The organism is Pseudomonas wadenswilerensis (assembly GCF_024749185.1).
Lineage (GTDB): Bacteria > Pseudomonadota > Gammaproteobacteria > Pseudomonadales > Pseudomonadaceae > Aquipseudomonas > Aquipseudomonas wadenswilerensis.
This window is the reverse complement of record NZ_CP087191.1, coordinates 303,914-316,816: the sequence shown is the minus strand read 5'-3', so window position 1 is coordinate 316,816 and position 12,903 is coordinate 303,914. Positions and strand designations below refer to the sequence as shown.

Genomic DNA, 12,903 nt, shown 5'->3' with positions numbered 1-12,903 from the left:
CTGAAACCTGCTGGAGAGAAAGGAATGTCTTCATTGATTCGCGCCGCTGTCCTCGGCCTGGCCCTGGCGGGCCTCGCTGGCTGTACCTCGAAACCGGTACTGACCCCGCAAGAGCAACTGGTGGTTGGCCACAACTACAGCCAGGAGCAGGTACAGCAGGCCATCCTCAAGGCCGTGGCCGAGCGTGGCTGGACCGCCCGCAAGATCAGCCCGAACCTGATCCAGGCCGACATCCTGGTGCGCAACACCTTCTACGCCGCCGTCGACATCCGCTACAGCGTCAGCAACTTTCGCATCAATTACCGCGACAGCCGCGAGCTGGGCTACAACAACGGCAAGATTCACCGCAACTACAACCGCTGGGTGAACAACCTCGACAAAAGCATCCTGCAAGAGCTGAACAGGATGGAAGCGCAAAACATCATGCAACGCGCCATCAACGAACAGCATTCGAATACTGTTAAATAATCAAGGAACGACCCGATGCGCCTGAAAACCTGGACCGCCACCGCCACTCTGCTGCTCTGCGCCCTGCCCGGCCTCAGCCAGGCCCGTGACACCACCCACTACCTGCCGTTCGAGAAAGTCGTGGCGCAGATGACCGCCGAGAACAAGCTCGACGGTTCGGTGAAGTTCTACCTGGCCGGCGTGCAGCCCAAGGGCAAGGTCACCGTGGTCAGCCCGGCGGCGGTCACCAACAAGAAGACCAACGCCTTCAACAAGACTGACGAAGCGGCCTGTGAATGGGCCCTGCAATCGGCGCTGCTGACCATGCAGGACGCCGCGCGCAAGGTTGGCGCCAACGCCGTGACCAACATCAGCAGCTACTACAAGCGCAACGAGCGCAAGGACGCCACCACCTACGAATGCCATGCCGGTGCGGTCATGGCTGGCGTTGCGCTGAAGGGCGACCTGGCCAAGGTCCAGTAACTCAGCTGCGTTCCAGGGCCTGCCGGGTCAACAGCTCGGCAAAGGCCCTGGCCATCGCTGACGGCGCATCGCGGCGCTGCACAAGCCACACGGCCGTCACCGCGTCGTCGTCGAGCAAGGTCCGGTACACCACCCCGTCGATACGCATGCGCTGGAACGAGGCCGGCAACACCGATACCCCCAGCCCCGCCGCCACCAGGCCGATGATGGTCATCGCCTCCCCCGCCTCCTGGGCAAAATGCGGACTGAACCCGGCCTGACGCGCCAGGCTCAGCAACTGCGCGTGCAAGCCGCTGCCATAGCTGCGCGGAAAGAACACGAACGGCTCGTGGGCCAGGGCCGCCATGCGCACCCCGGCTTCGCTATTTTGCGCCAACGGGTGAGCGGCATTGATCACTGCCACCAGTGGTTCGCGAAACAGCTCGACAGCATTCAGGCTCTCGGGCAACGCCAGCGGCCGCATCAGGCCGACTTCGATCGACTCGTCGAGCAAGGCATCGGCCACATCGCGGCTGCTCATCTCCTTGAGGTTCAGGTGCACCGCCGGGAAGCGTTGGCGAAAGGCGTGAATGGCCTTGGGGATGCTCGAATTGAACGGCGCCGATGAGGTGAAGCCGATCTTCATCTCGCCCAGCTCACCCAGTTGCGCACGTCGGGCGACATCGGCAGCCTTGTCGACTTGCGCCAGCACCAGCCGTGCCTCCTCAAGGAACAGGCGCCCGGCCTCGCTGAGCTCGACCCGACGATTGGTACGCTCGAACAAGCGTGCCCCCAGCTCCTGTTCCAGGGCCTGGATCTGCTGGCTCAACGGCGGTTGGGAGATCCCCAGGTTCTGCGCCGCCCGGCCAAAATGCAGCTCTTCGGCGACGGCGATGAAGTAGCGCAGGTGACGCAATTCCATGGCAGCTCCAATAGGTCGTAAAACCTCTTAAACAGGTCGAACAATATATTGGAAATGATCATTAGCCAGCTATATGCTTTTTTCACTGCCTGACAGGCCGTAGCGCCCCCGAGGTCACCCGTGAAAACTGCTGTTGCGCCACACGCCCACGAACTCCCCCCTGCTCCCCTGGACGAAATCGTCGCCACCTTCAACGAAAGCTGGATCGAAAAAGGCACCCCGGCCTTTTTACGTACCGTGCTGGCGCTGTTCTGCGGCGGTTTTGCCACCTTTGCCCTGCTGTACTGCGTGCAGCCGATGATGCCGCTGCTGTCCCAGGAGTTCTCGATCAGCGCCGCGCAAAGCAGCCTGATCCTCTCGGTATCCACCGGTATGCTGGCATTCGGGCTGCTGATCACCGGGCCGATTTCCGACCGCATCGGACGCAAGCCGGTGATGGTTTTCGCCTTGTTTTGCGCAGCGCTGTGCACCATCGTCAGCGCCCTGATGCCCAGCTGGCACGGCGTACTGCTGACCCGCGCCTTGCTCGGGCTGTCGCTGAGCGGCCTGGCGGCGGTGGCCATGACTTACCTCAGCGAAGAGATCCACCCCCAGCACATCGGCCTGGCCATGGGCCTGTACATCGGTGGCAATGCCATTGGCGGCATGAGCGGGCGCTTGATCACCGGCGTGCTGATCGACTTCGTCAGCTGGCACACGGCGATGCTGGTCATCGGCGGCCTGGCGCTGGTTGCGGCGGCGGTGTTCTGGAAGATCCTCCCGGAATCGCGCAACTTCCGCCCGCGCTCGCTGCACCCGCGCAGCCTGCTTGATGGCTTCACCCTGCACTTTCGCGATGCCGGCCTGCCGTGGCTGTTCCTCGAAGCCTTCCTGCTGATGGGCGCTTTCGTCACCCTGTTCAACTACATCGGCTATCGCCTGCTGGCCGAGCCCTATCACATGAGCCAGGCGCTGGTCGGGCTGTTGTCGGTGGTGTACCTGTCGGGGATCTACAGCTCGGCACAGATCGGCGCGCTGGCCGACAAGCTGGGCCGGCGCAAGGTGTTCTGGGCCACCATTTTGCTGATGTTCAGCGGCTTGCTGATGACCCTGCTCAGCCCCTTGCTGCTGATCATCGTTGGCATGCTGGTGTTTACCTTCGGCTTTTTCGGCGCGCACTCGGTGGCCAGCAGCTGGATCGGCCGACGGGCGACCAAGGCCAAGGGCCAGGCGTCGTCGTTGTACCTGTTCAGTTACTACGCGGGGTCGAGTGTGGCGGGGACAGCGGGCGGGGTGTTCTGGCATCAGGCGGGGTGGAACGGCATCGGCCTGTTCATTGGCAGCTTGCTGGTGGTGGCCTTGCTGGTGGCGGTGCACTTGAGCCGGTTGCCGGCCAAGGCCTGAAATGCAAATCGCGGGGCAAGCCCGCTCCCACAGGTTCAGTGTAGGAGCGGGCTTGCCCCGCGATGCATTCTTTAGTTAATCACTTCAACCAGATCAACATCCACTTCACGGCTCATCAGGTGCTTCTCGACTTCACCGGTCAGCTTGACCTTGGTCTTGTCGTTGAAGGCCACCGGCGGCAGGTCTTCGTCATCGATCTCGACGGTGATGGTGCCGGTGGTGTCCTTGAACTCGTACTTGTCATCGTTGTTCACTTTCTTGATGACGTAGCCTTGCAGCACAACCGGGGTGTCGTCAGCGGCGTCGTTAGCGGCGGCCACCGTGGTCACCGACTGGGCGCCAGGGCCGGTGTAGCCGGCAGCCAGGGCAGCGGTGCTGAACAGTGGGGCAAGCAGCAGAGCGAGGTAACGAGCTTTCATGGTGAAGATCCTGTGTGGGTTTCGATGGAGCCAGATTACCCAGGCAGGCTGAATTGAACCTTAATGGCAGTGGGAGCGGCCTTGCCCCGCGATCGCGCTGGTTCAGCCAGGTCGCAATCGCGGGGCAAGCCCGCTCCTACTTAGTGGTACTGCGCCGACAGCTCGTGCACGGCGTTGATGAACGCGCCGGCGTGCTCCGGATCAACTTCCGGGGTGATGCCATGACCGAGGTTGAACACATGACCGGTGCCATGGCCGTAGCTGGCGAGGATGCGCCCGACTTCGGCACGAATGGCCTCCGGCTTGGCGTACAGCACGGTCGGGTCCATGTTGCCCTGCAGGGCAACCTTGCTGCCGACACGCTGACGGGCTTCGCCGATGTCGCAGGTCCAGTCCAGGCCCAGGGCATCAGCGCCGGCATCGGCGATGCTTTCCAGCCACAGGCCGCCGTTCTTGGTGAAGAGGATCACCGGCACCTTGCGCCCTTCGTGCTCGCGGATCAGGCCGCTGACGATCTTGCGCATGTAGGCCAGGGAGAACTCCTGGTAGGCCGCCGCCGACAAGTTGCCACCCCAGGTATCGAAGATCTGCACCGCTTGCGCGCCGGCGAGGATCTGCCCGTTGAGGTAGCTGATGACCGACTGCGCGAGCTTGTCGAGCAGCAGGTGCATGGCCTGCGGATTGTCGTAGAGCATGGCCTTGGTCTTGCGGAAGTCTTTCGACGAGCCGCCTTCGACCATGTAGGTGGCCAGGGTCCAGGGGCTGCCGGAGAAGCCGATCAGCGGCACGCGGCCATTGAGCTCGCGGCGGATGGTGCTGACCGCGTCCATGACGTAGCCCAGGTCCTTCTGCGGATCAGGGATCGGCAGCGCTTCGATGTCGGCCAGGGTGCTGATGACCTTCTTGAAACGCGGGCCTTCGCCGGTTTCGAAGTACAGGCCCTGGCCCATGGCGTCAGGGATGGTGAGGATGTCCGAGAACAGGATCGCGGCGTCCAGCGGGTAGCGGTCCAGCGGTTGCAGGGTGACCTCGCAGGCAAACTGCGGGTTCATGCACAGGCTCATGAAGTCGCCGGCCTTGGCGCGGCTGGCGCGGTACTCCGGCAGGTAGCGGCCGGCCTGGCGCATCATCCACACCGGGGTGACGTCTACGGGTTGCTTGAGCAGGGCGCGCAGAAAACGATCGTTCTTCAAGGCAGTCATGTCGGCATCCGGAAAAAAAGTGGGGGCATTTTCTCAGAGCCCAACGTAAAAGGCACGGTATCAACCGTGCCTTTTGTCTATCGACTTGTGACAGGTCAATAGATTTCCTTAAAAGCATCGCTGGCAAGCCAGCTCCCACAGTGTACGCGGTGACTTTGTGGGAGCTGGCTTGCCAGCGATGAGGCCCGATCAGACCTCCAGGTAATCCAGAATCCCCTCGGCGGCATTGCGCCCCTCGAAGATCGCCGTCACCACCAGGTCGGAACCGCGGACCATGTCGCCACCGGCGAAGATCTTCGGGTTGCTGGTCTGGTGCTTGTAGGTGTTCTTCTCCGGTGCCACCACGCGGCCCTGGCTGTCGGTCTGGATGCTGAACTGCTCGAACCACGGCGCCGGGCTCGGGCGGAAGCCGAAGGCGATGACCACGGCATCGGCCGGGATGATCTCTTCGGAGCCCGGGATCGGCTCGGGGCTGCGGCGGCCACGGGCGTCCGGCTCACCGAGACGGGTCTCGACCACCTTCACGCCTTCGACCTTGTCTTCACCGACAATCGCAATCGGCTGGCGGTTGTAGAGGAACTTCACGCCTTCTTCCTTGGCGTTCTTCACCTCTTTGCGCGAGCCGGGCATGTTCGCCTCGTCCCGACGGTAGGCACAGGTCACGGCCTTGGCGCCCTGGCGGATGGAGGTGCGGTTGCAGTCCATCGCCGTGTCGCCGCCACCGAGTACCACGACCTTCTTGCCCTTCATGTCGACGAAATCTTCCGGCGACTTTTCAAAGCCCAGGTTGCGGTTGACGTTGGCCACCAGAAAATCCAGGGCATCGTGCACGCCGGGCAGGTCTTCACCGGGGAAGCCGCCCTTCATGTAGGTGTAGGTGCCCATGCCCATGAACACGGCATCGTATTCCTCGAGCAGCTGCTCCATGCTGACATCCTTGCCCACCTCGGTGTTGAGGCGGAACTCGATGCCCATGCCGGTGAAGACTTCGCGGCGATTGCTCAGCACGGTCTTTTCCAGCTTGAACTCGGGGATGCCGAAGGTCAGCAAGCCGCCGATTTCCGGGTTGCGGTCGAACACCACCGGAGTCACCCCGCCGCGCACCAGCACGTCGGCGCAACCCAGGCCGGCCGGACCGGCGCCGATGATGGCAACGCGCTTGCCGGTCGGCTTGACCTTGGACATGTCCGGGCGCCAGCCCATGGCGAAAGCGGTGTCGGTGATGTACTTCTCCACCGAGCCGATGGTCACCGCGCCAAAGCCGTCGTTGAGGGTGCAGGCACCCTCGCACAGGCGGTCCTGCGGGCACACCCGGCCGCAGACTTCCGGCAGGGTGTTGGTCTGGTGCGACAGCTCCGCGGCGGCGAGGATGTTGCCTTCGGCGACCAGCTTCAACCAGTTGGGGATGAAGTTGTGCACCGGGCACTTCCACTCGCAGTACGGGTTGCCACAGCCCAGGCAGCGGTGGGCCTGTTCGGCCGACTGCTGGGGTTTGAAGGGCTCGTAGATTTCCACGAACTCTTTCTTGCGTTGACGCAACAGTTTCTTCTTCGGATCCTTGCGCCCGACCTCGATGAACTGGAAGTCATTACTCAGACGTTCAGCCATGTTCAAAACCTCATCAAACTCTTCAGGCGCATATCACTGCGGGTTGGCACGGGTGCTGGACAGCAGGTTCTTCAGGTTGGCCGCCTTCGGCTTGACCAGCCAGAAGCGCCGCACGTAGTCGTCCAGGTTTTCCCAGAGCTCACGACCCCATTCGCTGTTGGTTTCTTCGACGTATTCAGCCAGCACGCGCTGCAGGTGGCTGCGATAAGCCTCCATGGCCTCGCCGCTGATGCGCTGGATCTCGACCAGTTCGTGGTTGAGCTTGTCGACGAAGCTGTTGTCCATGTCCAGCACGTAGGCAAAACCACCGGTCATACCCGAGCCGAAGTTGTAACCGGTCTTGCCCAGAACGCAGACAAAGCCACCGGTCATGTACTCACAGCAGTGATCGCCTGTGCCCTCGACAATCGCGTGGGCACCGGAGTTGCGCACGGCAAAGCGCTCGCCCGCGGTACCGGCGGCGAACAGCTTGCCGCCAGTGGCGCCGTACAGGCAGGTGTTGCCGATGATGGCGCTGTGCTGGGTAGCGAACGGGCTGCCCGCAGGCGGTACGATCACCAGCTTGCCACCGGTCATGCCTTTACCGACGTAGTCGTTGGCATCGCCTTCGAGGTACATGTTCAGGCCACCGGCGTTCCATACGCCGAAGCTCTGCCCGGCAGTGCCCTTGAAGCGGAAGGTGATCGGTGCCTTGGCCATGCCCTGGTTGCCGTGCAGGCGGGCGATTTCGCCGGAAATCCGCGCGCCGATGGAGCGGTCGCAGTTGCAGATGTCCAGGGCGAACTCGGCGCCCGACAGGTCGCGGATGGCCGGCAGGGCCATATCGACCATCTTCTCGGCCAGCACGCCCTTGTCGAACGGCGGGTTGCGGTCGACTTCGCAGAACTGCGGCTTGTCGGCCGGCACGTGCTCGCTGCCCAGCAGCGGGCTGAGGTCCAGGTGCTTCTGCTTCTCGGTTTCGCCGGGGAGCATTTCCAGCAGGTCGGTACGCCCGATCAGCTCGCCGAGGCTGCGCACGCCCAGCTTGGCCAGCCACTCACGGGTTTCTTCGGCGACGTAGGTGAAGAAGTTCACCACCATGTCGACGGTGCCGATGTAGTGATCCTTGCGCAGCTTGTCGTTCTGGGTGGCGACGCCGGTGGCGCAGTTGTTCAGGTGACAGATACGCAGGTACTTGCAGCCCAGGGCGATCATCGGTGCGGTACCGAAGCCGAAGCTTTCGGCGCCAAGGATCGCCGCCTTGATCACGTCCAGGCCGGTTTTCAGGCCGCCGTCGGTCTGCACCCGGACCTTGCCGCGCAGGTCGTTGCCGCGCAGGGTCTGGTGGGTTTCGGCCAGGCCAAGCTCCCACGGCGCACCAGCGTACTTGATCGAGGTCAGCGGCGAAGCGCCGGTACCGCCGTCGTAGCCGGAGATGGTGATCAGGTCGGCATAGGCCTTGGCCACGCCGGCGGCGATGGTGCCAACACCCGCTTCTGCCACCAGCTTGACCGAAACCAGCGCCTGCGGGTTGACCTGCTTGAGGTCGAAGATCAGCTGCGAGAGGTCCTCGATCGAGTAGATGTCATGGTGCGGCGGTGGCGAGATCAGGGTCACGCCAGGCACGGCGTAGCGCAACCGGGCGATCAGGCCGTTGACCTTGCCGCCAGGCAGTTGCCCGCCCTCACCCGGCTTGGCGCCCTGGGCCACCTTGATCTGCAGCACTTCGGCGTTAACCAGATACTCGGGGGTTACGCCAAAGCGGCCGGTGGCCACCTGCTTGATCTTCGAGCTCTTGATGGTGCCGTAGCGGGCCGGGTCTTCGCCGCCCTCACCGGAGTTCGAGCGCGCACCCAGGCGGTTCATCGCCTCGGCCAGGGCTTCGTGAGCCTCCGGCGACAGCGCGCCAAGGGAGATCCCGGCGGAGTCGAAGCGCTTGAGAATCGCTTCCAGCGGTTCGATCTCGCTCAGCTCCAGCGGCTGCTCCAGGGTTTTCACCTTGAGCAGGTCGCGAATCATCGACACCGGACGCGTGTCGACCAGCGCGGTGTATTCCTTGAACTTGCTGTAGTCGCCCTGCTGCACGGCGGCCTGCAGGGTGTTGACCACGTCCGGGTTGTAGGCGTGGTATTCGCCACCGTGGACGAACTTCAGCAGGCCACCCTGCTGGATCGGCTTGCGCGCGCTCCACGCTTCGGCGGCGAGCAGCTTCTGCTCGTTCTCGATGTCGACGAAACGGGCGCCTTTCAGGCGGCTGGCAACGCCACGGAAGCTCAGGTTCACCACTTCTTCCGAGAGGCCGACGGCTTCGAACAACTGCGCACCACGGTAGGAACCGACAGTCGAGATACCCATCTTCGAGAGGATCTTCAACAGGCCCTTGGAGATGCCCTTGCGGTAGTACTTGAACACTTCGTCCAGGTCACCGAGCACTTCGCCGGTGCGGATCAGGTCGGCCAGCACTTCATAGGCCAGGTACGGATAGACGGCCGAAGCACCGAAACCGATCAGCACGGCGAAGTGATGCGGGTCGCGGGCGGTGGCGGTTTCCACCAGGATGTTGCTGTCGCAACGCAGGCCCAGCTCGGTCAAGCGGTGGTGCACGGCACCCACGGCCAGCGAGGCATGTACCGGCAGCTTGCCCGGGGCGATATGGCGGTCGCTCAGCACCAGCTGGGTCTTGCCGCTGCGCACGGCTTCTTCGGCCTGGTCGGCGATGTTGCGCACCGCTGCTTCCAGGCCAAGGCCTTCTGCGTAGTTGAGATCGATCAACTGACGCTCGAAACCGGGACGGTCGAGGTTCATCAGCGAACGCCACTTGGCCGGCGAGATCACTGGCGAGCTGAGGATCACCCGCGAGGCGTGCTCGGGGGATTCCTGGAAGATGTTGCGCTCGGCACCCAGGCAGATCTCCAGCGACATGACGATCGCTTCACGCAGCGGGTCGATCGGCGGGTTGGTGACCTGGGCGAACTGCTGGCGGAAGTAGTCGTAGGTCGAACGCACGCGCTGCGAAAGGATCGCCATCGGCGTGTCGTCGCCCATCGAACCGACCGCTTCCTGGCCTTGTTCGCCGAGCGGACGCAGCACCTGGTCGCGCTCTTCGAAGGTGACCTGGAACATCTTCATGTATTGCTTGAGCTGGTCAGCGTCGTAGCTGGCCACGCCCTGGTCGTCGCTGAGGTCAGCCTGGATGCGCAGGGCATTCTGACGCAGCCAGCGCTTGTACGGGTGGCGCGACTTCAGGCGGTTGTCGATGGCATCGGTGTCGAGGATCTGCCCGGTTTCGGTGTCCACGGCAAAGATCTGCCCCGGGCCGACACGGCCCTTGGCGATCACGTCTTCGGGCTTGTAGTCCCACACGCCGATTTCCGACGCCAGGGTGATGTAGCCGTTCTTGGTGGTGACCCAGCGCGCCGGGCGCAGGCCGTTGCGGTCGAGCAGGCACACCGCGTGGCGGCCTTCGGTCAGTACCACACCGGCCGGGCCGTCCCACGCTTCCATGTGCATGGAGTTGTATTCGTAGAAGGCGCGCAGGTCGGCGTCCATGGTCTCGACGTTCTGCCACGCTGGCGGAATGATCATGCGCACGCCACGGAACAGGTCGATGCCGCCAGTGACCATCAGTTCGAGCATGTTGTCCATGCTCGAGGAGTCGGAACCGACACGGTTGACCAGCGGGCCGAGCTCTTCGAGGTCGGGGATCAGGTCGTTGGCGAACTTGGTGCGACGCGCCTGGGCCCAGTTGCGGTTACCGGTGATGGTGTTGATTTCGCCGTTATGGGCGAGGAAGCGGAACGGCTGCGCCAGCGGCCATTTCGGCAAGGTGTTGGTCGAGAAGCGCTGGTGGAACACGCAGATCGCGGTTTGCAGGCGCTCGTCGCTCAGGTCCGGATAGAAGGCGGCGAGGTCCGCCGGCATCATCAGGCCTTTGTAGATGATGGTCTTGTGCGAAAAGCTGCAGATGTAGTGGTCGGTGTCGGCGGCATTGGCCACCGAAGAGCGACGACGGGAACTGAACAGCTTGATGGCGAATTCCTGATCGCTCAGGCCTTCACCGCCAACGAACACCTGCTCGATCTGCGGCAGGCGCTCCAGGGCCAGGCGGCCGAGGACGCTGGTGTCGATCGGCACTTTGCGCCAGCCCACCAGTTGCAGGCCCGCCGCGAGGATCTCGCGGTTCATGTTGGCGCGCGCGGCTTCAGCCTTGGCGTTGTCCTGATTGAAGAACACCATGCCGACCGCGTACTGCTTGGGCAGCTCATTGCCGAACTGTTCGCGGGCCACGGCGCGCAGGAACTGATCGGGCTTCTGCATGAGCAGACCGCAACCGTCGCCGGTCTTGCCGTCGGCGTTGATCCCACCGCGGTGGGTCATGCAGGTCAGGGCCTGGATGGCCGTTTGCAAAAGGTGGTGGCTGGGTTCGCCCGTCATATGGGCGATCAGGCCGAAACCACAGTTATCCTTGAATTCTTCGGGATGGTACAGACCTGTTTTCATAGACACTTTCTCACCAGGTTCGCCTCTCACCAAGGCAAATCTTTTTTTAGTACAACCACTTACCATCCACGCCGAACGAATGCCAGCTTTGCGGGGGCAATAGGGGAGCCATTGTTGCACAGCGACAGGGAAGCCCACAAATTTACGACGAATTGCCGTAAATCCATGTCGCGTTTTTGAATGTTTTTAAGCGTGCGCCGTGGTAACGGCATGGCTTGAGTCTGAAGCGTTTCAGCCTGGACTGCAAGATGGGCTTGTGGCCGGCAGTCTGGGACAGAAAAGCCTGCCGCGCAGTACGCAGCAGGCTTGACCGATGTTCAGGAGTCGCTCAGCAGGTGGCGGGGGTAGTGCCACCAGGCTATATCAGCGGGTCGAGGCCAGTTCTTGTTGGACGCTGGCGACGGTACGTGGCCAAGGTTTACCAGCCTGGACCTTGGCTGGCAAGGCCTTGATTGCAGCCAGAGCGGCATCACGGCTGGCAAAGTTGCCGTAAGTGATGACGTACAGTGGCTTGCCCTGCAGGGTTTTCTTGAAGTAGCGATAGTCGCCACCTTGAGCCTTGACGAAGGCCTGGGCCGACGCTTCGGAGCTGGTACCGAGGATTTGCACGACATAATTGCCCGGCTTCTGCCCGGCATACCAGCTACCACCGGCCGCAGGCTTGGCCGCCGGCTTCTCTGCAGGTTTAGGCGCAGGCTTGGCGGTTGCAACCTGGGTTGGCGCAGGCTTGGCCACCGGTGCAACCGGCTTGCTGGCAACTGGCGCTACCGGCTGCTGCACAGGTGCAACCGGCTGTGCCGCAGCAACAGGCTGTGCTGGCGTTGGCGCCGGGCCAGCGGCGACACCCGCTGGCGGTGCAATCGTGGTGACGGTCGGCGGTTGCAGAGCGGTTTCGCCAGCCGGCGTGGATTCTTCGCCTTCACCCATGCCGGTGGACTCGGCCAGCGGGCCACGCATGACTGGTTGCGACTGGCCTACCAGCGGCAGGGGCATCGGCTGCGAGTTGCCGGCGAATTCGATCGCCGGGCCGCCATTGTTCGACTGGGCATTGCCTGGCTGACCTTCGCCCAGTGGCAGTTGCGCCTGCTCGGCAGGGGCAGTAGGCGCCTGGTCACCCTTCTTCGGCATCAGCACGGCGGCCGCGACGGCGACCACAACGACTGCAGACAACGCCAGCACATGTTTCTTCGGCATATTGAACCCCATTGATGGTCGCTTCGCCGTTGTGCGGCTGGCGATCATGGCTTCGATCAAGGTATCGCGGGCGACCTGGTTGATTGCCCCAGGCCAGCCGTCAGAGTTTTGGTGAATATCAACGATCTGCTCACTGCTGAACACCTCGATGCCCCGCCCGGCACCTTCCAGGCGCTGCTCGAGGTATTCACGGGTTTCTTCTTCGCTGTAGGGCTCAAGCTCGATGACGTGAAACCGCTCTTGCTCGGCATTGAGCTCTTCCAGCCCGGCGATCAGTGACGGCTCGCCAAACAGGAAGACATGCGGACGCCCTTCCGGAGTGCCCGCCGCCAACTCCAGCAAGGCTTGGAGTGCCGACTCGCCAAGTTGTTCCGCATCGTCCACCAGCAGATAGACTTCCTGCCCGGTCAGTGCCAGTTGCACCACCTGGGCAAGAATGTCCGGAACTTCAGCCTGGGCCACGCCCAGCGACTGGGCAACCTGGGCGAGCAGGCTGGCGGCATCGCTGGCGCCACGGGCGGAAACCACCACGCTCTGCACCGATTGCTTGTTGGTGCTGGCCACCAGGGCCTGGCGCAGCAGGGTCTTGCCACTGCCTTGAGGGCCGGTGACCACCAGCAGCAACTGGCTGTAACGGGCCAGGTGGTGCAGTTGACCGAGCACCGGCTTGCGCTGGGCAGGGAAGAATTTGAAACCCGGCACCCGTGCAGCGAAGGGGTCGTGGTTCAACTGGTAATGGCCGAGAAAGGCCTCGTCGGCATGCAAACTAGTCATCGGACGCTCATCA

General features: G+C 63.0%; 9 protein-coding genes. 3 read left to right on the top strand and 6 right to left on the bottom strand.

Going from position 1 to position 12,903, the window contains the following annotated elements; genetic code table 11:
- Positions 1-24: 24 nt before the first annotated feature.
- Together LOY45_RS01415 and LOY45_RS01410 are read left to right on the top strand one after the other, a co-directional pair.
- A complete protein-coding gene (locus LOY45_RS01415) occupies positions 25-468 on the top strand; it encodes a hypothetical protein (RefSeq protein ID WP_115089369.1) in 444 nt (147 codons plus the stop codon).
- A 15-nt stretch (positions 469-483) separates the two neighbouring features.
- Positions 484-930 (top strand): excinuclease, encoded by a 447-nt coding sequence (locus LOY45_RS01410; protein WP_115089371.1) that lies wholly within the window; start codon positions 484-486, stop codon positions 928-930.
- Position 931: 1 nt separating this feature from the next.
- Here LOY45_RS01410 and LOY45_RS01405 read toward each other — a convergent pair whose 3' ends face one another.
- A complete protein-coding gene (locus LOY45_RS01405) occupies positions 932-1,831 on the bottom strand; it encodes a LysR family transcriptional regulator (protein ID WP_258578656.1) in 900 nt (299 codons plus the stop codon).
- Positions 1,832-1,999: 168 nt separating this feature from the next.
- Between LOY45_RS01405 and LOY45_RS01400 the strand changes: the two genes are divergently transcribed.
- Positions 2,000-3,214 carry an MFS transporter gene (locus LOY45_RS01400; protein ID WP_233673592.1) on the top strand — a complete coding sequence of 405 codons (1,215 nt, stop codon included), beginning with the start codon at positions 2,000-2,002 and terminating at the stop codon, positions 3,212-3,214.
- A gap of 71 nt (positions 3,215-3,285) precedes the next feature.
- Here the strand turns inward: LOY45_RS01400 and LOY45_RS01395 are convergent, their stop codons facing one another.
- From LOY45_RS01395 to LOY45_RS01375, 5 genes are all read right to left on the bottom strand, one after another.
- Entirely contained in the window at positions 3,286-3,633 is a 348-nt protein-coding gene (locus LOY45_RS01395) for a YgiW/YdeI family stress tolerance OB fold protein (protein ID WP_115089377.1), read from the bottom strand.
- Positions 3,634-3,773: 140 nt separating this feature from the next.
- Entirely contained in the window at positions 3,774-4,835 is a 1,062-nt protein-coding gene (gene hemE, locus LOY45_RS01390) for a uroporphyrinogen decarboxylase (RefSeq protein WP_038997633.1), read from the bottom strand.
- Positions 4,836-5,024: 189 nt separating this feature from the next.
- Positions 5,025-6,443: an FAD-dependent oxidoreductase gene (locus LOY45_RS01385; RefSeq protein ID WP_010222236.1), complete on the bottom strand. Its 1,419-nt coding sequence runs from the start codon at positions 6,441-6,443 to the stop codon at positions 5,025-5,027.
- Positions 6,444-6,476: 33 nt separating this feature from the next.
- Complete coding sequence (gene gltB / locus LOY45_RS01380) at positions 6,477-10,922, bottom strand: glutamate synthase large subunit (protein WP_233674186.1); 4,446 nt, start codon at positions 10,920-10,922, stop codon at positions 6,477-6,479.
- Between the two features lie 363 nt (positions 10,923-11,285).
- Positions 11,286-12,890: an SPOR domain-containing protein gene (locus LOY45_RS01375; protein WP_115089380.1), complete on the bottom strand. Its 1,605-nt coding sequence runs from the start codon at positions 12,888-12,890 to the stop codon at positions 11,286-11,288.
- Positions 12,891-12,903 lie beyond the last annotated feature (13 nt).